This is a genomic window from Arthrobacter stackebrandtii, from assembly GCF_017876675.1.
In the GTDB taxonomy this organism is placed as follows: domain Bacteria; phylum Actinomycetota; class Actinomycetes; order Actinomycetales; family Micrococcaceae; genus Specibacter; species Specibacter stackebrandtii.
In genome coordinates, this window is the sequence record NZ_JAGIOI010000001.1 from 3,268,210 (window position 1) to 3,294,705 (window position 26,496).

Here is a 26,496-nt window from a genome sequence, read left to right on the forward strand (position 1 = left end):
TTGTGGATGAAGGGGAAAACTTGGGGCTAATGCTCACCCGCAGGTGGCCTGCCGCTGCCTTGGCGGCTGTCGTTATGGCGGCCCTCTGGAGCCTTCTGCTTGCCGGACCGGTCCTGGCCGTCAATGCCGGGCACTCCGGCCCCTCCGGGATTCCCGCAAGCAGCCACGCAGCTGTCCAGGCGTCATCCGCCCGGGCATCCATCCCGCAGCAGGCGGCACCCACACCCGGCAAGGCCACCTACGAGTCCACCCGCACGGCCACGCCCAAGACGGCACCCGAGGGCAGCCCGTTCTACGTCCAACTCATCATGATTGTGCTGCTCGTCGTCCTTGGCGTCGGCTACTTCAAGCTGATGGGACATTCCGGCCGCCCCACGCCGTCCACCCAGGCCGAAAAGGCTGAAAAGGCGGCGCAAGCGGACCCCGCCAAGGCACCGGCGGCAGAAAAGCAGCCCTCAGATGCTTGACAAGGTCCGCGCGCAAAAGCGCGCCGCCACACGGACGCCCGCCAAGGATGCCGAATCATCCGGCAGGCCCGCAGGCCGGGGCAAGCCACTGCGCATCATGCTCATGATCCACTCATACTGGCCGGAGAACAGTCCGCCGCAGCGGCGCTGGACAACCCTCATCCGTGAATTCCGCAAGGCCAACTGGAACGTGGAAGTCGTAGCCCCCGTGGCCCACTTTCCGCTGGGCAAGCGCACCCTCCCCACATCACTGGCGGGACGCCCCTTTCGAGGCCAGCAGGGACCCCTGGGCGAGAGCATCAAGCGTGCCCCCTACATACCCCACAGCGGCAACTCCCACGTCGCCCGGCTCATGGACCAGCTGGTGTCAGCCGCCATGTCGGTTCCTGCGGGCCTGATGTGGCGCAAGTCGGAGGTCGTCATTGTCACGGCCCCCAGCCTGCCCATCATGGTCGCCGGCTACATCGTGGCCAAGGCGCGCCGTGTGCCGCTCATAGTCGAAATGCGCGACGCCTGGCCGGACCTGGCCCGCGATGCCCGCATCGTCAAGGGCAGCGTCAAGAGCCTGGTGGAGCGCGTCGTCGAAGCAATCCAGCTGCGGGCGGACATGGTCGTCTCCGTGACGGAAGGTTTCGCCGAAACCCTGAGGGCCCGCGGCGTGAAAAACGTGGTCACCGTCAGCAACGGCCTGGACCTGGACTCCGTTCCGGTCTTTGACCCGCCCCCGATGGATCGCGAAATCTTTGAGGCCCTGTACCTCGGCAACCACGGCGAGAGCCAGCGGCTGGACGTAGTCATCCGGGCCAGCGCCCTGGTCGGCGACTCCATGGTCCTGCACATGGTCGGCCACGGCACCCAGCGCCCGGGCCTCATGGAGCTGGCGGCCGAACTCAACGCACCCGTCATCTTCCACGATTCCCTCCACGGCAAGGACGTGCTGGACCGCTACGAGAAGGCGGACACCTGCATCGTCTCCCTGCGTGACGACTGGAAGTCCTTTGAAGCCACGGTGCCGTCCAAGACCTATGAAGTCATGTCCATCGGCCGGCACGTGACGGCAGTGGTCCGCGGCGAAGCTGCCCGCATCGTCAAGGAAGCCGAGTGCGGCGACGTCGTCGCCTGGAAGGCCGAGGCCATCGCCCAGCTCTGGCGCGAACTCGCCGCCGACCGCAGCCGCCTCCAGGCCGGCACCAGCGGCCGCGAGTGGGTCCGCAAGAACGCCAACTACCCCATGCTGGCCACACAATACATGGAGGCCATTGAGGGCCTGGTCCGTGAAAGGAGTGCTGTTTAGTGGGGTTGTTGAAAAACTTCTCGCTGGCGGCGACAACCGCCCTCAGGCATGTTTCAGATGATCCCGTGGTGCTCGTGCTGCAGCTGTCCCGCCGACTGCCCGCCAAGATCGTCCAGCCCGCCGCCAAGGCCGTCTGCAAGGCGATGCCCTCATCCACCGCACCCGCTGCCCTGATCGCAGCGCATGTCGCCGGCGACAGCAACGGCCTGGAACGGCGCCTTGAGTCGGCCCGCGCCAACGGCGTCTCCGGCAACCGCGCCCGCCTGGCCGCAGACATCGCCCTCGCCGCCGGGCAGCCCGAGTGGGCGGACCAGTTCCTGCCCGCGGCCGCAGGCAGCGCACGCCTGCCCGCCACGGTGGCCCGCCGCAAATGGTACGACGGCGACATGTCAGGCGCCGTTGCCGCCCTCGCCGGCCAGCGGGGGAGCCTGGGCAGGCACCACGACCGCCTTGCTGGAGAGCTGAAGACTTTTTCGGGCTGGACCCCGCTGCTGCCGTCAGTCCACATGGTTCCCGTGCCCGGACGGGTCCTGCACTTCTTGACCAACTCGCTTCCGCACACCGCCAGCGGCTACGCCCAGCGCAGCCACTCCATCATGGCGGCACAGCGCGACGCCGGCTGGGACGTCCTGGCCGTGACCCGGCTCGGGTACCCCGTCCAGGTCGGCAAGGTGCTCGCGGAGGAACAGGATGTCGTTGACGGCATCACCTACCAGCGGCTCCTGCCCCCGCGCATGGCTGCCACCGCTGACGCCCGCATGCAGCAGGAAGCGGAAGAGCTCCTTCGCGCCGCCCTGGAATTCCGGCCCGAGGTCCTCCACACCACCACGCACTTCGCCAACGGGCTTGTCGTGGACGCTGTCGCTCGCGCCCTCGGCATCCCGTGGGTGTATGAGGTCCGCGGCCAGTTGGCCGACACCTGGGCATCCACCCGCGCCGACGCAGCCAAGGAAAGCCAGCGCTACCTTGAATTCCAGGCCCGCGAAGCATCGGTCATGAACGCAGCCAGCTCCGTCTTCACCCTGGGTGAGACCATGAAGGACAGCATTGTGGCCGCGGGCATCCCGGCGGAAAAGGTGCTGCTGGCACCCAACGCCGTGGGCGGGGAATTCCTCGGGGAGCCCAAGAACCACGTGCAGGCCAGGTCAACCCTGGGGCTCGATCCGGACCTGTCCTACATTGGCACCGTCAGCTCGCTCGTTGACTACGAGGGCATGGACGACCTTCTGGACGCCTTCGCAATTTTGTCCCCGGACTTCCCCAAGTTACGCCTGTTGATTGTGGGAAGCGGCACATCAGCCCCGTCACTTCAGGACCAGGCCAAACGCCTCGGCCTGTCGAACAAGGTCATCTTCACCGGCCGGGTTCCCCGCGAATCCACGCCGATTTACCATGCGGCGCTTGATATTTTCGTTGTCCCCAGGAAAGACCTGGCGGTCACCCGGGCCGTGACCCCGCTCAAGCCGGTGGAAGCCCTGGCCAGTGCCCGTCCGGTCGTGGCAAGCAATTTGCCCGCGCTCCGTGAGATAGTTGAGGACAACGTTAACGGCAGGCTGAGTGCTGCGGATGATCCCGCGGACTTGGCCACGGTTTTGTCTGGGCTGTTAACGGATCCGGAATTGAGAAAGCGCCTGGGTGCGGTCGGTCGCAGCCGTGTACTGGAGACCCGCACGTGGGCGGCCAATGCTGCTGCCTACAGCGCGGAGTACAAGAAAGCAGTTAAGTTGTCGTTGGAAAGTCGCAGTGGAACGCATGACTGAAGCTGTAGGGCAGCTGCCACAGCCTGCTGCAGTACATGACGTCCCCGTGGACCTGAGCAAACTGAAAAGGGTGGGCGCGCGCCCCAAGTTTCTGGACTACCTGGTCCAGCTGTGGGACTTCCGCCAGTTCACGTACTATGACGCACGTGCCCGGATCCAGAGCGGCACCCGTCGCGACAAGCTGGGCAGTGCGTGGCTGATCCTCAACCCGATCTTCAACGGCCTGACCTACTTCCTGGTGTTTGGGCTGCTGTTGAACACCAGCAAGGGCATCCCCAACTTCATCGGCTACCTGGTCATCGGCGTGTTCATGTACCAGATAACCTCCGGTGCCATCATGAGCGGCGCACGGTCCATGCAGCAAAACAAGGCGCTTGTGCAGGGATTCAGCTTCCCCCGTGCCGCCCTGCCCATCGGCGTAAACCTGCGTGAATTCCTTGGCAACGTGCCGATGCTCATCGCCATGCTGCTGATCGTCCTGGTCGTTCCGCCGGCAGAGCCCATCACCTGGCGCTGGCTGCTGCTGCTGCCGGTTTTGGTGCTGCAGTTTGCCTTCAACCTCGGCGTCGGCCTGATCCTTGCCCGCATGATCTCCAAGGTCAATGACATCACGCACCTTCTGCCGTTCTTCCTGCGCCTTGTCATGTACTTGTCCGCGGTGTTCTACTCCCTGGACCGCTTCAAGGACCACCCCACCATCTTGAGGCTCATGGAAGCCAACCCCATGTTCATCATCATCGACATCACCCGTGACTCGGTCCTGTACGGGGTCACGCCATCTCTTTCGTCATGGGCCATGCTGACCGCGTGGGCCTCCCTGGTGCTTGTCATTGGCATGGTCTTTTTCTGGCGGGCGGAGGAGTCCTATGTCAGGGGATAGCACTGTGCCCGGCGTGCTCGCGGACCCCTGTGTCGTGGCCGAGAACGTCGCCATGAAATACAAGGTCATCTCCACCGAAGAGCAGGCCAAGACGCCAAGCCTCGGTTGGAAGTTCCTGCGCCGCATCAAGCCCAACCCCAACACCGTCACGGTCAACGCCCTGAACGAGCTGTCGCTGATCGTGCGCCGCGGCGAATCCGTCGGCGTCATCGGGCGCAACGGATCCGGCAAGAGCACGCTCATGAAGCTGGTCAGCGGACAGGTGCGCCCCACCAGCGGTGCCATCCACGCCACCAGCACGCCCATCATGCTCGGCGTCAACGCCGCCCTCGTCCCGGAACTCGCCGGTGACCAGAACGTCATTCTGGGTGGTTTGGCCATGGGCCTGACCATGGAGGAGATCGAAGCCCGCTTCGATGAGATCGTGGAAGTGTCTGGCCTGGAGAAGTCCATCCACCTGCCCATGAAGTCCTACTCCTCCGGCATGGGCGCGCGCCTGCGCTTCGCCATTGCCGCCTGCGGCAACCCGGAGATCCTCCTGGTCGATGAGGCACTGAACACGGGTGACGCCCAGTTTGCCGCCCGCAGCAAGCGCCGCATGGATGAGCTGCGCGAAAAGGCAGGCTGCGTCCTGCTCGTCAGCCACAGCCTGACCACCATCAAGGACATGACCGGACGCGTCGTGTGGCTGGACAAGGGCGACCTCATCATGGATGGCGAGCCCAAGGAAGTCACCAAGAAATACATGGAATTCACCAAGCTGCTCGCCAAGGGCAACAACAACTCTGCCTTCGAACTGCGGGCGGAACTGCGTTCCTCCCTTGAGATGGTCAACGTCGTCAACGCCCCGGAATCCAGCCGGAGTGCGCAGGTGGTGCGCTGATGTACACCGTCAACGAAGCAAAAACCGCACTGTGGCACCTGCGCTCCGGCGGCCCGGAGCAGCTGAAGGAATGGCAGGCCCGCCGGCGCGTGGACCTCGGCTTTGCCGCGCCAACCAGCGTCCAGGGCGTTGAAGGCGGATGGGTGGGTCGCGGCAAGAAGCGCCACCTGTCCTTCACCCCGGCAGACATCCCCACCGGGGAGGCCCGCCGCAACGACCTCAAGGTCGGCGTCATCCTCGACGACTTTTCCGCCATGGCCTTCCGCTTTGAATGGAACGCCGTAGCCCTTGACCCCGCCGCCTGGGCACAGCAGCTCGACGGCCTGGACTTGGTTTTTATCGAGTCCGCATGGGCCGGCAACGAGCGCCTGTGGCGCGGCAAGATCGCCAGCGATGACGGCCCGGCACAGCCCTTCATTGACATGCTCGCCGCCTGCAAGGCCCAGGGCATCCCCACGGTCTTCTGGAACAAGGAGGACCCGCCGCACTACGACGACTTCCTCCCTGCCGCCAAGCTCTTCGACGTCGTCTTCACCTCGGATGAGGGACGCATTGAAAGCTACCGCCGGGACCTCGGCCACGACCGCATCGACGTGCTGCCCTTCGCAGCACAGCCTGCAGTCCACAACCCCGTCCGCCCCGCCAAGGGCTGGCACAAGCGCGACGTCGCCTTCGGCGGCATGTACTTCGCCCACAAGTACCCCGAGCGCCGCGAGCAGATGGACCTTCTGCTCAACGGTGTCATGGACGCCTCCAGCAAGATGGACACGGGCCTGGAGATCTTCTCCCGCCAGCTCGGCGGCAGCCCGGAGTACCAGTTCCCGGCACCCCTTGACTCGCGCGTGGTCGGTTCTCTGACGTATCCGCAGATGCTCTCCGCCTACAAGGCGTACAAGGTCTTCCTCAACGTCAACTCGGTGGTTGACTCCGCCAGCATGTGCGCGCGCCGGATCTTTGAGATCTCCGCCGCCGGCACACCTGTCATCACCACCCCCAGCGCCGCCATCCGCAACTTCTTCACCGAGGACGAGGTCCCCGTTGCAGAAACACGCGAATCTGCTGCGCACCAGAGCCGGGCGCTCGTGAAGAACGCCGAGCTGAATGACCGGACGGCACACCTGGCCCAGCGCCGCATCTGGCAGGAACACACCTACGCCCACCGCGTGGAAAGTGTCCTCGCCAGCGCCCTGCCCGGGCGCGCTTCCGGCATGGCCCGTCCCACCGCATCTGCGCTTGTCCCCACAATCCGCCCGCAGCAGATCGAAAACGTGTTCCGCACCGCTGCCTCGCAGAACGGCATCGAAACCCAGCTCGTCCTGCTCACCCACGGCTTTGAGCTTGAACAGGACCGGCTGCGCAAGCTGCAGGAGCAGTACAACGTGCCAAACGTCGCCCTGCTGACCGCCGGCCGCGACGTCTCCCTGGGGGAGTGCCTGAACCGCTGCGTGGCAGCAGCCGACGGTGATGTGCTCGCCAAGATGGACGACGACGACCACTACGGCGTCGACTACCTCTCCGACCAGATCTTTGCCCTGGATTACTCACGGGCCCAGATCGTCGGCAAGCAGGCGCACTACATGCACCTGGAGTCGTCCAAGGCCACCATCCTGCGCTTTGGCCATAAGGAGCACAGGTACACTGACTTTGTCATGGGGCCAACCATCGTGGCGGCAAAGGAGACTTTCATTGCCAACCCGTTTCCTGCCCTCGGGCTGGGGGAGGACACCGGGTTCTTGCGCAATGCAGGACAATCAGGGATGCAGATCTACTCTGCTGACCGTTTCAATTTTTACCAGGTGCGTGCCGGCGACGGCCATACCTGGCAAGTGGAAGACGCCGAACTACTCGCATCCGGCGACCTAAAATTCTATGGGGATCCCAGTGAACACACCGACATTTGAATCAGCAAAAGCAGCCGGCATTGAGACCGTTGCCGTTATTGGCTTGGGCTACATCGGCCTGCCCACCGCCGCCATCCTGGCCACCAATGGCCTGAAGGTCATCGGCGTAGACGTTTCCTCCGCCACCGTCGAGGCCGTCAACCGTGGCGAGGTGCCCTTCGTGGAGCCCGACCTCGGCACCAGCGTTGCCGGGGCAGTCGCCCAGGGCTTCCTGCGCGCACAGAAGGAAACCCCGGCTGCGGATGCCTTCATCGTCGCCGTCCCCACGCCGTTCCAGGCTGACAAGTCGGCTGACCTCAGCTACATCGAGGACGCAGCACGCGCCATCGCCCCGCAGCTGCGCGGCGGCGAGCTGATCATCCTCGAATCCACCTCCCCGCCCCAGACCACGGCCCACATGGCCCAGGTCGTGCTGGAGGCCCGCCCCGACCTTAGCCTGGACGGCTCCGAGGGCCGCCCAGCCGTTCTCTTTGCGCACTGCCCGGAGCGAGTCCTCCCCGGCCGTGTCATGATCGAGCTCGTCACCAACGACAGGATCGTCGGCGGCCTCAACGCCGGCGCCGCCGCTGCAGCAACTGCCCTCTACAAGGTCTTCTGCAAGGGCGAGATCCTGGAAACGGACGCCACCACTGCCGAGCTCTCCAAGTTGGTTGAGAACGCCTACCGCGACGTCAACATCGCCTTCGCCAACGAGCTCTCGGTCGTCAGCAAGAACCTGGGTGTGGATGTCTGGGAGCTCATCGAGCTGGCCAACCACCACCCCCGCGTGAACATCCTGCAGCCGGGTCCCGGCGTTGGCGGGCACTGCATTGCAGTTGACCCGTGGTTCATTGTCGCCGCCGATCCAGAGAACGCACGCCTAATCCGCACCGCCCGTGAGGTCAACGACTCCAAGCCGCAGCGCGTTGTGGAACAGATCCTTGAGCCGCTCGATGGCAACGGCGCGCCCACAATTGCCGCCCTCGGCCTGGCCTTCAAGCCGAACATTGATGACATGCGCGAATCGCCGGCCGTGGACATCGTCCACAAGCTGGCCACACAGCGGCCGGACGCCAAGATCCTCGTTGTGACGCCACACTCCAAGGTGCTGCCCAAGAAACTCGAGGGCTTTACAAACATCACCTCGGCAACGGCTGAGGAAGCCATCGCCGCCGCTGACGTGGTGGCCCTGCTGGTCGACCACGACAAGTTCCGTGAAATCGACACTGCAACCCTTGCAGGCAAGCACGTCGTGGACACCCGCGGCTTCTGGCACATTCGCGACAATGAATAATTGCCGAGCAATAGCCGAATATCCATTCATAATTGCGTTTCGGTAGCTTTTAGTAAAATTATGTCGGACCTGAGCTGGCCTTACTTTCGGATTCGATGAAAAGAGATTATATAAAGATGAAATCAAGTGAAAGTGCGATACAATTTAGTATTGTATTAGCGGTATATAATAATGAGACCTACGCGCAAGATCTTTATCGATCGTTGGATAGTCAGACCATTGCGCCAGAAAAGCTCGAAATTATCATTGTTGATGATGGATCAACAGATGAATCATTCAAAATAGCGCGTGAGTGGAAAGCGGATACTCGTTTCACTGTGAAACTTCTCTCTCAAGAGAATGCTGGTGTTTCTGCCGCCAGAAATACCGGGATATCCGCAGCTTCGGGCCGTTGGATCGCATTTGTAGATTCCGACGATGTGCTACATCCGGACTATTTTAATGCGCTATCAGAATTTGACATCCGCGACTCGTATGGTAGCGCCTCCATGCTCTCCTCACGATCGGTTATATTTCTCGAAGACAAAGGACTGACGATAGACAATCACCCTCTAGGGTGGAAATATAAGCGCGGTGACCGTCTAGTAAGTCTGATTGACGAACCCCACGTGGTCCATTTGGGTGGACACTCCACCATAGTCCGCCGGGATATTGTCGATGACAATGGCTTGCGCTTCAACGGCGAGGTTAGGCCTGGGTTTGAAGATGCGGACTTTAATGGTCGTTACCTGTCACATTTTAGTGAGCCAGTGCTTGGACTGGTCGCCAGCGCGAGGTACTACTATCGGAAACGAAGTGACGGCACCTCGTTGATCGACACGGCCTGGACAAAAACAGAAAAGTTCACGCATGAACCAAAATATGGTCACTTGGGTATGTTGCGCTATGTAACTGATCAGCTTGGATACACGCCCGTTTGGGCCCAGAACATGGTTCTATATGGTCTCTACTGGTACTTCACTGCAGACCGAAGCTGGAAGAATCCCTTTGCGTCTCTGGACGAGAAAGTTCTGGATGATTTTTGGGAGACGCTTGATGAAATATTTAAACTAATAGAGGCCTCAACGTTACGAAATTTTCCGATTAGGAATTTTGGCTGGTATCTGTCCGAAGGTCTGCTTCGATACTTCAAAGACGAAGCGTGGGTTGAATCGAACAAGAGTGTCGTCTATCAGTGGGGCGGCGTTGAGAAGAAGCTTTCAGCCCAGAAGTATGTGTACTCCTACAAGGGAAAGATGCCCAGGGAGAAATTCTATTCAAATGGCAGGCGTGTAAAGGCAATCTATTCTAAGTCGATCCGACATGATTTATTCGGTCGGCACCTTATGAATGAACGAATTCTGGCGCTGCCAGCCAATACTAATATCGAAATACGTCTTGGTGGTAAACGATCCATAATTACGAAAGTCCCCGCTTTCAATCGAATTCCGAGTTTCAAATCAAACGTTCCGAAGCGCCTCGTGCTGCTCCCTGGAACCGCAGTAGTATCGCCACACGAAGAGGTGGCTGAATTCCGTCAAAGTTTGAATCGCATGTCAACCATATCGTTCAGCCCAAGGCTCGTCACGGGGAGAGTCCGAGCAGCAACCGCAATCTTGCAGACCAAAGCAGTCGAAGAAGCTTGGGTTAGTGGAACCACGGTTCGGGACGCAAAGATTCGGATCTTGAAACGGTCTGCTAAACGTGTTGGGGGATCACTGAGGAGCTCTTTCGATAGAAAAAGGAATCGTAGGTTCGTCAAGTCTACGCTGGCTGCGAAGGATAATCGGGCATATCAAGGTGCTTGGATATTTATGGATCGACCCGATAGGGCTGATGATAATGCGGAACATCTTTACCGCTACGCTAGGGTCAACCATCCTGAAATAAACTCATGGTTTATGCTCAGTCGAAGCTCCAAAGACTGGAAACGTCTCACGGATGAGGGATTTAGACTGATCCCCTATGGTGAACCGACGGCTATCCCTGCTGTTCTCAAGGCGGCTTTTATATTGTCTTCCCATATGGACACTGATGTTTATGAGCCGATCGATCGAAAGAAGTACGGTGGAATCGGTGCGCGGCGGATCTTCCTGCAGCACGGTATTACAATGAATGACATCTCGCGATGGATTAATACCAAGAATCTAGCGTTGGTCGCGGCTTGTAGCCCAGGAGAAGTTGAATCGATCGTCGCCGATGAAACTCACTATAGACTAATGAGACGCCAAATCAGCATGACCGGTTTCCCTCGACACGATCGCCTTAGTATGCTTGCACAGGCTAGCCCGATGTCGGAGCGCGATCGACTGATGATCGTTCCGACATGGCGAAAGGACCTCGCGGATCAATTACGTGATTCGGAGACCGAGACTGCCAGAATTGATATTCTTCACCGTAGTGAGTTTTATCGAGCATGGGCAGATCTGTTGACAAACAGCGATTTTATCATGTGGATCAATACTCAGGGGCTAAAGCCAATGTTTGCTCTTCATGATCATCTGAGTCCCTATGCTGAGGTGTTTAATTTCGGAAATACTGTTGAGGTTGTTCCCTTCTCGGAAATTTCGATACAGGAAACGCTTGCTGATTCAAAAATCGTTATCACTGACTATTCGTCACTTGGTATAGAAGCGGCGGTTGCTGGTGCCGCTGTAGTTTACTATCAGTTTGACGCTGGTTCCATTTATGAAGGTGGTCATACTTTCAAGAAGTCTTGGTTTAGCTATTCAGATCATGGAGCTGGGCCTGTGGCCGCTACTGTAGATGAAATCATGTCCGGCTTGAACGATCTAGCTGACTCTGGCTGGAAGATTCCACTTGTCTATCAAGATCGACTCAAGACACTGCTTCCGAATCTGGATGGGTCTGCATCGGCACGTGTCATTGAGGCTGTCAAGCAACTCTAAGATGGCCTGGACCCAGGGCTCCGGTCATGGTGAGGTAATTGCTGTGGGGTGCTAGGTGGTGTTCTTGATTTTGTAGCGCAGGATGAGCTCGGTGCTGGGGTAGCGAGTTTCGGCGCTGTTTAGGTGCTCGCATAGTTGGGCGGCGGCCGCGGTTTTGGCCTTGGTGGGTAGCGGGTCCAGGGTGATGGTGAGGAGGCCGGGCTTGGTGGTGTCGATGTCGCCGGGCTGGTTGAATATCTGACGCATGAGGGCGTGGGCTTCCTGGCTGGCGCGCCGGTAGCCGGTGTTGGTGCGGATCTCGCGGGCGATGGTCATCGCGGTGTTGTAGGCGGCCATGCGGATGCCGGTATGGATGAGCTTGACCTCGGTATCCAGGACTTGCTGGCCCGGGTTCAGTTCCCCGAGACGGAGTTTTGCCGGAATGGCTTTGTGAGCCTTCTCGGCCGCGATCAATGCGTTTTCGGCGTCCCAGAGCGGTGCCATGGCCTGGTTGTGCATGGCGCTGGTGACCGTGACAGCCAGTTCCGTGGAGCCTTCTGCCGGGGTTTTCAGCGCCATCAGGTTCGTCTCGGCGATCGCAGCGGCCTCGGCATGAGCATTCCGGGCGGCAACGACTTTTTGGTACGCCTTGGCCTTGGCAGGGTTCGGCACCATCCGCTCCTCATCGTCACCGGTGCTGGTGTAGGAATCGTGGGAGTCAAGATCGAAGTGCATCCGGGCGTAGCGGAACTGATTTTCCTGCCTCCACCTATTGCCCATGCGATACACAACCTCCCCGGCACTCATGGTCCGGTCGGTGGTGAGGATATGGATTTGCCTGCTCCCGTCACCGGTGGTGCCCACGACCCTGCTGATCTGCCGGATCGTGAAGACTTCACCGCTGGTCTTGGTCGTTGCCAGGGGCAGATCAACGAGCGTGTCCGCCACCGACCATTTGCGTCTCTGCCCGTGGTCGTCGGTGTGCGTGACCTCTGTGAAGAGATCTTCGCTGATGTCCTCCGTAACGCCTTTGCGCCAGGTCAACACATCAAAACCGGCTGAGTCCATGTGCTTGAACAATGCCGGTGACCAGCCGCCGCGGTCGAAGCCGACCAACACGCGCCGGTCATCCCCAACGGCTGTGCGCAGCTCGGGCAGGAGGTCGCGCAGTTCGGCGGCCAGGGACGCGCCGGGTGCGGCCATGACAACGAAGACCGGTGAACCATGGGCGTCGGTGACCCAGGTTTCTTCGGTCGCCGGGACTGGGAACTTGAGCCTCGTGGAGTAGATCTTCCCAATCTTTTTCGTGCCTTGATAGGCGCGCACGTGCCCGTCAACATAAAGCACCGCAGCCAGGTCCTCCCCGCCAGGCCCGGTGCCTGTCAGATGGTGTTTGGCCAGGGCGGCAATCAGTTCCCCGGCCTTGCCGGTTTCGGCGAGTTGGCTGATCCGGCGGCGGATGGTTTTTACTTCCGGGGCCCGATCCAACCCCAACACCCGCCCGAGCTCACCCGGGTCAAAGCGCGTCGCGCCCTCAGCCCTAGATTCCCCGGCCAGTGCTCGCAGCACGCTATCAATCAGGACGGTCTCGAGGCCGTAGAAACCATTCGGCAACGCCCCGTACACCTCTTTCGCACAGCTGATCAGACCGGTGGATTCCAGTGCGGGGAAGGCCAGGAACAAGCCGGCGTGGCGAACGTTGGCGGCCGGGGCAAACAAAGGCGCTGCAGCCTCGAGCAGGCCGGCAGCGGCCCGCTCGGCATCGCGGGCCACCGGGGCTGGTAAGAGCGGCAGTGCACGCTGCCCCGCTGCTTCAAGGGGTACCAGAGAATCGTGGGCAGCATCAGTGGTCGGTGTTTCTGCCGTGGTGGTCATGGCCATGGCGCGCCGGACCGTGTCGGTGGAAACCCCCGTCGCTTCAGCGGTGGCCCGCAGGCTCAAACCGCCGGCACGAATAGCACGAATTTCTGCTGCTTTGGCTTCCGTGAGCAGGGAAGGGCGTTTGGGTCCCTTCTTTACCGGTGCCAGGCCCATCAGGCCAGTGCCTTCAAGGGACTTGCGCCAGCGCCGCAACGACTCCGTGTTGACGCCGAAAGCTGCGGCGACCTCGTTGACCTGGGCGGCACCGGTATCGACCAGTTGAGAGGCCGCCAACCGGCGCAGACCGTCCTGGCCCGCACCCCACACATAGGCCAGCTGCCCGTTAATGAAGACCTTGCCACCAGAGGCGTTTTCCAGCAGGGCCGCACGCTCGCCCATGAGCACAGCGCCAAGGTCCGGAAGTACGGGAAGGGCGGTTTGGGTAGTCATTGAAACCATTGTTTCACCCACCCACACAAGAAATCATCACGCCTTTATTATCTCACAACAGGCGTGAAATTAACAGCCTCAGCCGCAGTAAGAACCGCGGCAATTCAACAAACTACAAAAACCGCGCACTGACCATGTCCGGAGGCCTGGTGCCATGGTGCCCATCCTTTCAAGGAATCAACACCCTCCATTAAACCCGGGGCGGTTCAATCCATCGACCATGACAGAGCCACCTGCCAGCAAACTGTCCACGAAGTCATGAGACATCACGTCCACGATGTCATGAGATCGTGTGTCCACGAAGTGCTGAGACAGGACATGCAAACTCATGACCCCCGGTGTCACCGAAGATATGAGATCCGGTGTCTACGAAGTGCCGAGGTTACACACCGAATGCCTCGGCTAAACACATGGCAAAATTCAATACCCAAAGCCTGCCGCAAATCGCAACTGCCTAGCCCAAAAGTAGCTAACCAATTGTTTCAAATCCTTGTAACACCTCACGTCACGGGACGCGCACGATGCTGCTTCCAAGCTGGTCACGTATCGCTTAGGGGCTTAATCGGCTAATTGTTGAATAATCGCTGCCTCACGTGCCATGCCCGGCGCCGAAGGTTGAGTGCGAATCTGTCAGTAGGACTCAGGCTACGGGCCGGTTCCTGTGTAGGATTCCAGTATTCTTCGCTCTTCTCAACGGTGCTGGCATCAGGCTTGTAGGGTGGAGCGACATACGACAGGTGGGGCCGTTCCCATGCAATATTCTTTCGCACGACCTTTGCCGGGGACCCAACCGCGACGCAATTGTTTGGGATTGTATTGGTGACGATGCTGCGGAAACCAATGACAGATCCATCACCTACTACGGCGCCGGCAAGGGCAACAGCCTGGTCGCCGAACCACACGTGGCTGCCGATGGTTATGTCCTTGACAGGGTTGACCCGTTTCTGAGAATAGATGTCGAATATTGGATGGCTGTCGTCCGCTCGAAAGTGGTTTCCGCTTGCGATCATGACGTCATTGCCGAAGGTGACGTTCGCCCCCTCAACGGCGCTGACGATGGAGCGCTCAGTTGTAGTTACGTCCGCACCCAACTTAACCGTCGCATCTTGTCCGATGCGAATGAACATGTTGAATCCATGCTTACTGCTTGGCCCCACAATCAAGGTGCCGTTGTCGCAGTCGAATTGGAGCCTTAGCCCCGTAATCTTTGCCTCACGATCAATCAGGACACGATTGTTCTTTCCGCGAATAGTGATTGATATGTTGCGATCGAACACAGTCGGAGAGTCAATGACGTTGCCGTAGTCATCTTGGAAGTTCGAAAGTACAGTTAAGGTCTTCACCCCATGAGTCTACTAGTGACGCAGTCGCTAGGATGACCTGGCATTTGCACATTCCCGTACTGAAGCAAACCTAGATTGACTCAGCAGATGTCATGTTGATTAGGGTTGTCATCGGCCGTGAAATAATGCCCGTTGAGGGCAGAATGCGGACAGGTATTCGGTGGCAGTCGCTGGGTCTGCGACAGGGTTGATGCAAAGTCGTTTGTGGAGTGGTTGCGACTTGAAATGTGAGAGGTGGGCAATTGCGTGCTAGGAAGCGAAATCCGCCATTCGCCTTCCCGTGCCCAGCAGTTGTGCAATTGCGGCTACCGTGCGGGCTGCGGCCTTGCCGTCACCGTAGGGGTTGACTGCAGTGGCCATGGCGTCAAAGTGTGCGGGGTCATGAAGCAGCTGGTTGACTTCGGAAACGATTCGTTCTTCGTCGGTACCGATGAGTTTCACTGTGCCGGCCACTAGGGCCTCAGGGCGCTCGGTGTTCTCTCGCATGACCAGGACAGGCTTGCCCAGGCTGGGAGCCTCTTCCTGTACTCCGCCGGAATCTGTCAAGACCACATGGGCGAGCGAGAGCATACGTGTAAATTCACCGTATGCGAGCGGCTCTGTGACCATGACGTTGGGCGGACCCTCGATCGCCGGCAGGACTGCATCCCGGACGACGGGATTCTTGTGGATGGGCAGCACAATCATGAGATCTGGTTCGGCTTTTGCGATTCGGGCCAACGCGCGGCCAACACCGCGCATGGCATCGCCCTGGTTCTCGCGGCGGTGGGTGGTGACCAACAGAATTTTCTGTCCACTGGCTGCAAGTTCCTCAAGAGCCGGGTCGGTGAAGGGGATTTTCTTGTCCACCGTTGTCAGCAGCGCGTCGATGACGGTGTTTCCCGTGACGACGATGTCGGCGGCATTGACGGACTCGGCCAGGAGGTTGGCCTTGCTGGTGCTGGTGGGCGCCAGGTGGAGACTTGCGATTTGGGTGGTGATCTTGCGGTTCGCTTCTTCAGGGAAAGGCGAGAAGAGGTTGTGGCTGCGCAGGCCGGCTTCTGCATGCACAACGGGGATTCCACGGTAGAAAGCCGCGATGGCGCCGGCCGTTGACGTGGTGGTGTCGCCTTGGACAACGACGGCATCCGGTTTGGACTCGGCAAAGAGCTTGTCCAGGCCATTAATGGTTCTGGTGAGAATGTCCGAAAGAGACTGCCCGTGCTGGAGGATGTCCAGGTCGTGGTCCGGGGTGATGCCGAACAGATCGTTGACCTGGTCGAGCATTTCGCGATGCTGACCCGTTACCGTTACGACGCAGTCGAAATCCTCTGATGCATTCAATGCTGCAACAATCGGAGCCATCTTGATGGCTTCTGGACGCGTGCCGTAGATCGGCATGATGACGGGCATTATTCCCCCAGTGAAAGTGGACATGGACTGCGACCAGTCTAATCCAAACTGCACTCGGGAAAGGCCGGAGTGCCACTGGATGAGGGCCGTCTCACTGTTCAGCGTGCCAGGAGCCGCCGTCGGAGCCTCCAAGCCTTGGCCCGAAGTGATCGGATCCTGATTCCGAACCATCTCGTCTCCTTGCCTTTGGCCTTAATGGGGAGCTGAGGATCCAGAAGCTCGGCCTCATCGGTGAGATCCCAGTAACCGGACTTCTCGATGCTGCTGGAGTCGGGCTTGTAGAACGGTTCACGCAGAGACAGATGCGGGCGCTCCCACACGACGTCACGGCGGACGACCTTTGCCGGTGTGCCGACGGCAATGGAGTTGTTTGGGATCTTTCCTGTCAAGATGCTGCCGAACCCCAGGACGGAACCGTCGGCGATGGATGCGCCCCCGAGCACTGCCGAACGCTTGGCAAGCCAGACGTGGTTGCCAATGCGAATCGAGCGTGAAGGGTTGCTGCGCTTGCCCGTGCGAACGTCAAAGATTGGGTGGGCATCGTCCGTGCGAATCTCGACCTGGGACGACAGCATGCAGTCGTTGCCAATCGTGATGTGGGTTCCTTCGACTGCGGAAATGGTGACGGTTGTGCTGTTGGACACGTTGTCGCCGATGGTGACGGTGGAGTCTTGTCCCACCCGGATGTAGGCCTTGAGGGGTGTGACTCCACGCGTGCTGCCAATGCTTACTTGGCCGTTGTCGCAATCAAAATGAGCGGTTAGGGCATGGAGTGAGGATTGCGGGTGCAGCGTCAGTGTGTTGTTGGATCCCGAAAATCGAACCTGGATTTGCTGGTCCATGATTCCGTCGTAGACGATCTTGTTGCCGCGCTCATCTTCGTACGCCTCGAGCCTGGTCAAGGTGGTCATTGTAGTTCTTGAAGCTCCGCTGCTAGTTGGATTTGGTGTCGCACTGGGGGTTGAGGTTGACGTCGATGAGTCCACCGGTCTCGATGATGAACCGGCGGAACCACTGCCAGGGTGTGAACTGCGGGGTTGTCGACACCATGGTGGTGTTGGCGTCGACGCATTGTTGCATGAGCAGCCCTGCACGTTCGATGTGGTAGCTGGACGTGACTACGACAATGTTCTCCCATTGGTAGTCCTTCGCCAGCTGGGCGATAGCTGTGGCTTCTCCTCGGGTGTCCATTGGCACCGGGGTGAAGCAGATGACGTCGGGGTAGATTTCCTTGTTGCTGTGGGTGTCACAGTACTCGTCGGCACTCGCATTTCCACGTGTATCCGTGTTGGAGAGGACCAGGTACGGGGCCTTCAAGTCAAACCTGACCATCATGGCATCCAACATGCGTTCATTGCTGGCGCCGCCCAACATGACGACAGCGTCAGCCTGCTTTGGTGGTGCTGTGTGGACGTTGTAGAACAGCTGGAAAGCGGCGAAGAGCCAGCCGAGGAAGAGGACGAGGAGAACAGCCCCTGTAATGAAGACGGTCTTCTTGCGGGGCTTTCTGATGGCAGGCACGGCCCTAGTCTAGCGGGCAATTCTAGGCGTCCCGGGTCCTCCCGGGCCCCTTGTCAAGCACCTCTCACAGTCCGCGCACACTATGGCAGCGATTGTGCGAGAGAGATGCGCAATTCGGACTGCTCACCTCTCACCACGGTGAAATCACTGTCATCACCCTGCCATTCGTTGCCGCCTGACGTGCAGCGAACCTCAAAGTTGTAAGTTCCTGGTAGCAACGCGATCTCATTGGCGACAGCCACCGTTATCTGCCCCAAGGGAACGGCCGCTCCGGCCAGGCCTCCACCGCCGGACAGGACAGATTCTGTCCTTTGTGCGATTCCCGTGCAGGCGGCTCCCACGGGAGGTTCCGCGCCATCGAGAGTCAGTAACACCGTTCCCGAATTTGCAGAGGAAGGGAATGCGCCGGGCGGGCTGGGATCCCGGGGCGCCTCCGGCGTGGCTTTGGTTTCAGGTACGGCCGGCGTCGGGCCCTTGCTGATGGATGGAGGTGGCGGAGTTGTGGGATCTGAACTCTGAGAGTTCGACGGAGCCGGCATTGATTGGGGTTCCGGCATGCAGGCATTGACGCCGCCCAACATTGTGATTGCGCAGGCCATGCCAATCCCCGTCGCAGCAAGCTTCCCTCGTCCCATGCCTGCAGTCTCGCAGGGATGTTCGGCGCTTGATAGTGGGGCCGGGGGATCGAAACGGGAACGTGACCATGAGAGTTAAGGAAATTGAAATTGTTAGATCTTTTTGGGAAATATATATTTCTGAAAGTTAATGCATTAAACGCTCGTCGCCGACTTCCGTTCTGGAAATGGGAGTTTCTCGATGCTCTCCGGGAACGGGCAGATCCGGGTATTGATCCTAAAGGGATCGCGTCCATGCGTGGCCTTTATTTGACGTCATATTTGACGTCATATTTGACGTCAAATATTGCTATAGTCAACTAACTAATTAATTTAGGTTGCTATAGTCAACTATTGCTATGTGTGAATTTAAAGAAAGTATTTACTTATTCAATAAACTGCTGAATAGTTGAGCGCACCTGAGCCGGAACTTCGCCAGTTTGAAGGGGCGGAGGTGTGCTCAAGTGATACCGCGGCCCAATGGCGAACCGCGTCGGGCCACTGTTTTGGGGAGTGCTGCTGTGCAGGGTAGACAAGGAGTGCCTGGAAGTGCAGGCAAGAAACTGGGTACAATCGCCATCGCGATAGCCATGGTGGCAACGGGAGCGCTCATGAGCGCTCCCGCTGCCATTGCGGCACCGCCGCCAGGGCAAGATTTCAACGTTTCGCAGGGTGATCTTGAGTTCATCATCAAGCAGATCGAAATCTCAGAAGCCCACGCCGAAGACACTTTGACGGACCCAGGTTCGTCACCGTTGTGCAAGGCGACATCAACGTTCGATATTCCATCCCAGACGCATTTCGATTTGGACGGAGATCCGTGTGTCGGTTCACCGCTATTGCCTTTCGGACTGCGTACGGTGGACGGGCGCTGGAACAACCTCATGCCGGGACAAGACGGATATGGAACGGCCCAGGAAGTCTTTCCAAGGCTGTTGGAAGCCCGGTACCGGCCAGCGGAAGTCACTCCGCCGTTTGCGCCAGGGAATGACTCAGCCCAGCCGGGAGCCCAAACGAGTTACGAGCAAACTGACGGGTTTGTCTACGACTCAGAACCGCGCAGCATCAGCAACCTGATTGTTGACCAAACGTTGGCCAACCCGGCGGCAGGTGCCGTGGCTGCTCGCGTGGAAGGCGCAGGACGGGAACCGGGAGGCGCCACGGCGCGGCTCTTTGGAGCGACGTCCACAGCCACGTCAGCAGAGATCAGCCAGGCCAACTTCCCTGCCAATGTGGGCACCGTGGTTGTGGCCCGCGTGAACCACTACTCTGACGCACTGACTGTCAGTGCCATTGCAAAGGCTGCAGGGGCTCCCGTGCTGCTGATCAATACAAACAGCATCCCCGCGGAGTCGGCTGCAGAGCTGACCAGGCTCAGCCCCGACAAGATCATTATTGCCGGCGGGCCAAGTGCGATCAGCGCTGCTGTCGCAACCAAGCTGGAAGCTTACGCACCAGGGGGAGTGACCCGCATTGCCGGTGCCAATTCCTATGCGACTGCCGTGGAGATCAGCAAGTACGCCCACCCGAACCCGGCGACGGACAACCCCTTAGGAACCCTCTACGTCGTTACAGGGCAGCGGTTCCAGGACGCACTGGCGATTGCAGGACCCGCAGCGCGCGACAATTCACCTGTCCTGCTCGTGCAGCAGAATGCAATTCCACCGGTGGTCCTGGCTGAAATACAGCGGCTGGCACCCAAGAAGATCGTGATTCTGGGTGGCCCCTTGGCAGTGTCTGCTGACGTTCAAACAACGCTCAGCAAGAGCTGGCCAACGGAACGAATTGGCGGCGCGAACTCTGCGGAGACAGCAGCCTTGATTTCCGCGGCCAATTTTGGTCCGCCAGTCGACACCGTGTATCTCAGCACGAATGCGAACTTCCCCGACGCGCTGTCCATCGCCTCGGTGGCCGGCGCCAAGGGAAGCCCGGTCCTGCTGGTTCCCAAGGACGGAACCCTGCCTGCCGTGGTGCAGGCAGAACTCAAGCGGCTGCAGCCAGCCAACATCGTCATTCTCGGTGGGAACATTGCGATCCAGGCACCACTGGATGCAGCGGTGGCTCCACTGACGCTAGGGGCGAACTTCCAGATTCCGGACATCGCAACCGACGAAGGACTGTCGGCATCGGCAACGAGCCTGTTCACGATCTTTGGCCAGTTCTTTGACCACGGGCTGGACCTGGTTTCCAAGGGCGGCAACGGTACGGTGGTGATTCCGCTGAAGCCCGATGATCCCCTGTATGTTGACGGCGCGCAGACAAACTTCCTGACATTGACACGCGCAACCATTGATACAACGGATGGGCAGCGTGAACACGTCAACAGGACCACGCCGTTTGTGGACCAGAACCAGACCTACGGCTCGCATGCCTCACACCAGGCCTTCATGCGAGAGTACATCTTGGACGCCAATGGCTGGCCCGTCCCCACGGGCAAGATCCTCAACGGAACCACTGGTGGCGGCCTGCCCACGTGGAAAGACATAAAGGACCAGGCACTCAACGTGCTGGGCATCAGAATGAATGACTTCGATGTGCTGGACGTGCCGTTGCTGGCCACGGATCCATATGGTTCACTGATCCGGGACGGGAACGGCCAGGCACAGCTTGCATTTGAGGCGGGTCTAAAGTCCGGCAATCGCGCTGAACCCCTTTCAACGGAAGGTTCACTGACGGCCAATGCGTCCTTCCTCGATGACATCGCCCACGGGGCAACACCTGTTGCTCCGACCATCAGTGAAAGTGGGGTGGTGATTCCCGGTTACGACAACGCCGCCTTGGATGCCCACTACATCACGGGGGACGGTCGAGGGAACGAAAACATCGGTCTCACCTCCGTCCACCATGTGTTCCACTCCGAACACAACCGCGTGCTGGATCAGGTCAAGGATGAACTGGAAAACAACATGCCGCCGGAACTCCTGGCACGATACCAGGCAGGGGGATTCTGGAACTACGGTGAACGGCTCTTCCAGGCGGCACGATTCCTGACTGAGATGGAGTACCAGCACCTGGTCTTCGAAGAGTTTGCCCGGCGTGTGGTTCCGACCATTGACCCGGTTGTCCTCAACGAGAACTCCTACCAGCCCAATGTGAATTCGTCCATCAATGCAGAATTCGCACACGCCGTCTACCGGTTCGGACACTCAATGCTGCGTGAATCCGTCCCACGGATGCATGGCACCACGGTGACGGAAATGCCGCTGCTGGATGCATTCTTGAATCCGACGGCATTCGCCAACGGTCCGGATGGTGCGCCCATGTCAGCCAGTGATTCTGCCGGCGGCATCCTCAAGGGGCTCGCCAACCAGACAGCCAACGGTGTCGACGAGTTTGTTACGGACACACTGCGCAACAAGCTGTTGGGACTGCCGCTGGACCTCCCCGCCATCAACCTGGCGAGGGCCCGCGACGCAGGTGTGCCACCGCTGCAGACCGCCCGGACGACCTTCTACACCGAGTCCGGGGATTCGCAGTTGAAGCCCTATGCCAGCTGGGAGGACTTCCGTCTGTCCATGAAGAATCCCGAATCCATCGGCAACTTCCTGGCAGCCTACGCCAACCACCCCTCGGTTGCTGACGCCACAACGTTCGATGCCAAGCGTGCTGCCGGGCAGGTCCTGGCAGCAGACGTCGGCTTCATGAACGCACCGGCCGCAGACACCGGAGTCAACGACATTGACCTTTGGATGGGCGGCATGGCTGAAAAGCCGTACATCTTCGGAGGCATGTTGGGATCGACATTCAACTACGTGTTCGAGCAACAACTCGAGGACCTGCAAAACGGTGACAGGTTCTACTACCTCACCCGAAACCTGGGCAACACCCTCTTCCACTCGCTGGAAGCGAACTCACTGTCCCAGATCGTCCTGCGCAACACTTCGGCGGACCGTGTGCCGCACGATGTGTTTGCGTCTCCCCAGCTCACCTTCAACCTCGATGCCGCCCAGGCGGACTTGAACGCAGCCGGCCTCACGGGCGACGCTGCAAGCGGCTGGAGATTCACCGGACCCGAGCATGTGGTCATCCAAGACACAGAAGCTTCAAGCACCATTCGAGGCGGGCTCGGCGATGACTCCATCTGGGGCAAGGCCGGAAACGACAGGATCGAAGGTGACGACGGCGTCGACTCCCTCATGGGAGGTGACGGCGATGACATCCTCACCGACCTGTTCGGCGACGGCGACAGGCTCCAGGGTGAAGCCGGGAACGATGTCATGAACCCGGGTCCCGGCGTTGCTGACATCACCTTCGGCGGTTCAGGCATCGACTACATGATGGGCGGCCAGGACCGTGTGACCGCCCATGGCGGGCTCGGCGACGATTTCCTGATCGGATCCACCGGTCCGGACATCCTCTACGGCGATGAAGGAAACGACTGGCTCGAGGGCCTTGGCGGTGCAGACCTGGTACAGGGCGACATGGGCAACACCATGTTCAACGACGCCAACCTGTACCACGGAGGCCACGACGTCCTCATCGGCAACGGCGGCAACAATGACCTTGACGCCGAAGGCGGGGACGACATCATGGTTGCCGGCCCAGGAACAGACCGGTACTCCGGTGTCCTGGGATTCGACTGGGTGACGCACAAGGGTCACACGACGCCAGTGAATGCCGACATGGGCTTCATTGTCGGCATGCCCCAGGACCTGACAGCCATCAGGGACAGGTTCCTGCAGACCGAAGCAACCAGCGGATGGGACGGCAACGACATCATCCGCGGCTCGCAGGGAGGGATCGACCTAACCTTTGATCCGTCGGGAGGCGCCATTGGGTACGGACACGACCTGACCCAGGCCCATCTGGACAGGATCAACGGGCTGCGGGAACTGCTCGGCGGTGGAGACATTCCGATCTACGCCAGGCCGTTCCTCCAGGACGATCCGGTCGCGTTTGACGGCGACTTCAACAACAACATCCTGCTCGGTGGCATGGGTTCGGACTTGCTGGAGCCCCGCGACGGCCGGAACTTCGTCGACGGCGATGCTTGGCTGAACGTGCGGATCGAATACCGTCCGGCGAACGGAGGGCCGGTGGAGTCGCAGGATTCCATGGCCGCATTCAATACAAGGATGCTGGATGGCACGATCAACCCGAGCGAGCTTCACATTGTCCGGGAGGTCCTGCAACTGGAGAACCAGGCCAACAACATTGACACTGCGGTGTTCGAGGGCATTGCCGGCGACTACACGCTGACAGAGCTTGAGCCCAATGTTGTCAAGGTGGTCAACACCCTCGAGGGCGAAGAAATGTCCAACGTCCTGAGAAACATTGAGCGAATCCAGTTCAATGACAAGGCGGTGTGCCTGCCTCTAGGGACGGAAGCGAACTGTGGACAGGCAGCCGGCGACGTGCTGCTGCAGCACGACGATCCGATTGCCGAAGACGGAACGCTGACGACGGATGCTTCGGGTGTCAGTGACGCTGACGGCATTGACTCGGTGCTGACATACTCACTGCAGTCATTTGTGGAAGCCGGAACTGATCCATTCTCGAATGCCTGGGTCACGACCCAGACAAACGAGACGGGCATCTTCACCCTCACCGACGCCGAGGTTGGCGCACCGGTACGTGTCCAGGTGACCTACATCGACGGACTGGGAACCCACGAACAGATCGCCTCCGCCGGAACCGCGGCTGTGGCCAATGTGAATGATGCCCCGGTCGGTGCCGTCATTGCCCCGCTGGCGCCGCAGGTTGGCGACATCCTGAGGATCACCACCCACATGAGTGATGCCGACGGTGCCGAATCCGTGCTCGAAGAGCCAGGTGGGGTCTATACCTGGCAACAGAGCCCGGACGGGACGGAATGGAGCGACATCCCCGGAGCCACCGGGGATGGAACCAACATGGCCTCATTCACGGTCACGGCCGGACAGCAGGACAACCACGTCCGTCTGGCCATCGCCTATACAGATGACTTGGGAACCAACGAGGTGGCATACTCGAACGCCACCGAGCTGGTCCCGAGCCCAAACAACCCGCTCCCGGCGCCATAGGAATCCCCAACCTGTGACAAAACGGAGCGCCTGAACGAAGGGTGTTGCTTCCATCGCTGGGAAGCAACACCCTTCGCATGTCTGCCCTTGTCAGCGGAAGCTCATGTTCCCGTACTTGGTTGAGTAGACCTGGACATGGCCACCAACACCCTCAAGCGGCACCCGGGTGCGGATCCGGCTGTTCAAAAGACGGCTTTCAATCGACACATCCGTCAGCTGGCCTTCAAGGCTCGCGACGAGGGATGGGGGCAGCACAAATTCGAGGTACCTGCCGCCCGCCCTGTCTTCTGCCCTGGCCGCCTGTACACGCTGCCAGGTGCCATCCCCGCGATTGACCAGTACCGCGAAATGCTCCGCGGCGGAGTCGGGATCTCCCGCCACCTGAATTTCGACGAACAACGTGGTGCGGCCGCCGGACTCGAAGGTGACCCCGCTGCTTGAGACGGCGGTGGACAGCTCCGGACTGGGCCGTGCCTTGCGGGCGGCTGCCCGCTGCATTTCCTGTGCCCACAGCCGGGAGATCTCCTCATCGCCGAAGCGTGATGCTTCCTGAATGCCGTGCTGGCGGAGTGCACGGACATCTGCATTCGACAGATTCCGCGTAGTCACAATGGAGGCAGCCAGCGCATCGATGTCCCCGTCCGGGACCAAAAAACCGTCGCGTCCTTCATCAATGACAAAAGACGGGCCGTACTTGATGTTGTAGGCAATGGGGATGCACCCGACGGCAAGGCTCTCGACAAGAACAAGGCCGAAGCCCTCGGCCGAGCTGGTCAGCAACGACATTGAGGCAGCGGCGAAGGCGTCATTGACAGATTCGGTGTGTCCGCGAAGTTTGATGAAATCACCGGCATCCAGGTCGGCGATCACGCCTTCGATCCGCTCCCTGTCCTCACCATCACCGTAGATATCGAGCGTCAGTGGATGTCCTGAATCGTGCCTGGCCTTCACCACGGCACGAATGGCGTGGTCGAGCCGTTTGCTCCGCGTCAGCCGTGCCACGACGATGAGCGCATTCGTGTCCCGGTGCGGTGCCGACTTGGAGGTTTCAACGGCCGCCCGGCTGTTGGGGATGACACTGAAGTTATCGGCGCCCTGGTACCTCTCGAGGGCGTCGTTGCACTGTTCCTGTGTGAGAAACACCAACGAGTCGTACTGATCGACCTTGGCAAAGGCATCGATCCTGCCGACGCTCAGCCGGGAGTGCGGCCCATCCTTGGCGCGTGCGAGGTGGGAACCGTGGACCAGGTGCAGGACGACACTGTTTGCCCTGCGGTAGCTGCTCATGAAGCGGGCCGAAAACTTGCTGTCGACAATAAAATACGCAGCTTGTCCGCCGGACAGTGCGTCCAGCCATGCATGGTAGAGACCGGTCATGGAATTCCAGCGGCGCACCGGGATCCCGTTGAGATCGCAAAAGAACACGGTGCGGGTGGCTTTTCCCTCCGCTGTGAACCCATCCAGCCGGTCCGACAGGTACATTGATCCATCGACGCGGAAGTAGTCGGTTTGCATGACGCTGCCGGAGTCGTTGTCCATGCGACGCCGCCTGCTGGGCCCCCCTGACGTGCCGGCCCGGTTGATGACTGGGTGGGTGGTGTCCAGAGGTTCAAAGGACGACAAATCAACGTCAGCCTGCGGGGGGAACACCGGAGGGTTTTGCGGGTCCGCCAACTGTTCCCACATATTCACGACCCTCAGCCCCTTGACCAGGTATCCGCCACGCTCAAGGGTGCGCCGGACGGAATCGTAGGAGTCGTTGTAGTCGAACGTCACGATGTCTATGTCCCGGCGCCCCAGCCGGGCAAGCGCCTTGGATCTGTGGAACAGGACATTCGTCATGCCGCCAAACTGGTGGGAGACAGCCCAAGTCACGGCAAAATGCCGGCCACTGGGAAGATCAACGGTGGCTGGTTTTTGCTTGCGCCAAGGCAGCATGGTCACTCCACTTTCTTGCGTTCGTCGGTTTGCATCGTGGGATAGCAGTTT

15 protein-coding genes are annotated in these 26,496 nt (G+C 59.8%); 9 read left to right on the forward strand and 6 right to left on the reverse strand.

Translation table 11 applies throughout. The features are described 5' to 3' along the window. Positions 1 to 74: 74 nt before the first annotated feature. From JOF48_RS14240 to JOF48_RS14275, 8 genes are all read left to right on the forward strand, one after another. A complete protein-coding gene (locus tag JOF48_RS14240; RefSeq protein ID WP_209681703.1) occupies positions 75 to 467 on the forward strand; it encodes a hypothetical protein in 393 nt (130 codons plus the stop codon). After that, entirely contained in the window at positions 460 to 1,761 is a 1,302-nt protein-coding gene (locus tag JOF48_RS14245; RefSeq protein WP_209681704.1) for a glycosyltransferase family 4 protein, read from the forward strand. The genes JOF48_RS14240 and JOF48_RS14245 overlap by 8 nt, the downstream gene beginning before the upstream one ends. Next, positions 1,761 to 3,521 (forward strand): glycosyltransferase family 4 protein, encoded by a 1,761-nt coding sequence (locus JOF48_RS14250; RefSeq protein WP_342591250.1) that lies wholly within the window; start codon positions 1,761 to 1,763, stop codon positions 3,519 to 3,521. The genes JOF48_RS14245 and JOF48_RS14250 overlap by 1 nt, the downstream gene beginning before the upstream one ends. After that, positions 3,514 to 4,401, forward strand: coding sequence for an ABC transporter permease (locus JOF48_RS14255; protein ID WP_209681705.1), 888 nt, complete (start codon positions 3,514 to 3,516; stop codon positions 4,399 to 4,401). Before JOF48_RS14250 ends, JOF48_RS14255 begins: the two co-directional genes overlap by 8 nt. Then, positions 4,388 to 5,284, forward strand: a complete 897-nt coding sequence (locus tag JOF48_RS14260) for an ABC transporter ATP-binding protein (RefSeq protein WP_245346551.1) — start codon at positions 4,388 to 4,390, stop codon at positions 5,282 to 5,284. The genes JOF48_RS14255 and JOF48_RS14260 overlap by 14 nt, the downstream gene beginning before the upstream one ends. Beyond that, positions 5,284 to 7,185 (forward strand): glycosyltransferase family protein, encoded by a 1,902-nt coding sequence (locus JOF48_RS14265; RefSeq protein WP_209681706.1) that lies wholly within the window; start codon positions 5,284 to 5,286, stop codon positions 7,183 to 7,185. Before JOF48_RS14260 ends, JOF48_RS14265 begins: the two co-directional genes overlap by 1 nt. After that, a complete protein-coding gene (gene wecC / locus JOF48_RS14270; RefSeq protein WP_342591251.1) occupies positions 7,166 to 8,458 on the forward strand; it encodes a UDP-N-acetyl-D-mannosamine dehydrogenase in 1,293 nt (430 codons plus the stop codon). Before JOF48_RS14265 ends, wecC begins: the two co-directional genes overlap by 20 nt. A gap of 116 nt (positions 8,459 to 8,574) precedes the next feature. Then, a complete protein-coding gene (locus JOF48_RS14275; protein WP_209681709.1) occupies positions 8,575 to 11,346 on the forward strand; it encodes a glycosyltransferase in 2,772 nt (923 codons plus the stop codon). A gap of 51 nt (positions 11,347 to 11,397) precedes the next feature. Here the strand turns inward: JOF48_RS14275 and JOF48_RS14280 are convergent, their stop codons facing one another. The 5 genes from JOF48_RS14280 to JOF48_RS14300 all read right to left on the reverse strand — a co-directional run bounded on the left by JOF48_RS14280 (position 11,398) and on the right by JOF48_RS14300 (position 17,891). Further along, positions 11,398 to 13,635 carry a putative transposase gene (locus JOF48_RS14280; RefSeq protein ID WP_209677061.1) on the reverse strand — a complete coding sequence of 746 codons (2,238 nt, stop codon included), beginning with the start codon at positions 13,633 to 13,635 and terminating at the stop codon, positions 11,398 to 11,400. Positions 13,636 to 14,201: 566 nt separating this feature from the next. Next, positions 14,202 to 14,978, reverse strand: coding sequence for an acyltransferase (locus JOF48_RS20045; RefSeq protein ID WP_209681710.1), 777 nt, complete (start codon positions 14,976 to 14,978; stop codon positions 14,202 to 14,204). A 249-nt stretch (positions 14,979 to 15,227) separates the two neighbouring features. Then, the gene (wecB, locus tag JOF48_RS14290) at positions 15,228 to 16,370 is read right to left on the reverse strand and encodes a non-hydrolyzing UDP-N-acetylglucosamine 2-epimerase (RefSeq protein ID WP_209684581.1); all 1,143 of its coding nucleotides are present in this window, start codon (positions 16,368 to 16,370) and stop codon (positions 15,228 to 15,230) included. Between the two features lie 98 nt (positions 16,371 to 16,468). Further along, on the reverse strand, positions 16,469 to 17,272 hold the full coding sequence (locus JOF48_RS14295) for an acyltransferase (RefSeq protein ID WP_209681712.1): 804 nt from the start codon (positions 17,270 to 17,272) through the stop codon (positions 16,469 to 16,471). Positions 17,273 to 17,303: 31 nt separating this feature from the next. Beyond that, positions 17,304 to 17,891 (reverse strand): YdcF family protein, encoded by a 588-nt coding sequence (locus JOF48_RS14300; protein ID WP_209681714.1) that lies wholly within the window; start codon positions 17,889 to 17,891, stop codon positions 17,304 to 17,306. Positions 17,892 to 19,389: 1,498 nt separating this feature from the next. Here JOF48_RS14300 and JOF48_RS14305 point away from each other — a divergent pair. Next, positions 19,390 to 24,507: a peroxidase family protein gene (locus JOF48_RS14305; protein ID WP_209681716.1), complete on the forward strand. Its 5,118-nt coding sequence runs from the start codon at positions 19,390 to 19,392 to the stop codon at positions 24,505 to 24,507. Positions 24,508 to 24,597: 90 nt separating this feature from the next. Here JOF48_RS14305 and JOF48_RS14310 read toward each other — a convergent pair whose 3' ends face one another. Further along, positions 24,598 to 26,349, reverse strand: a complete 1,752-nt coding sequence (locus tag JOF48_RS14310; RefSeq protein WP_209681718.1) for a glycosyltransferase — start codon at positions 26,347 to 26,349, stop codon at positions 24,598 to 24,600. Positions 26,350 to 26,496 lie beyond the last annotated feature (147 nt).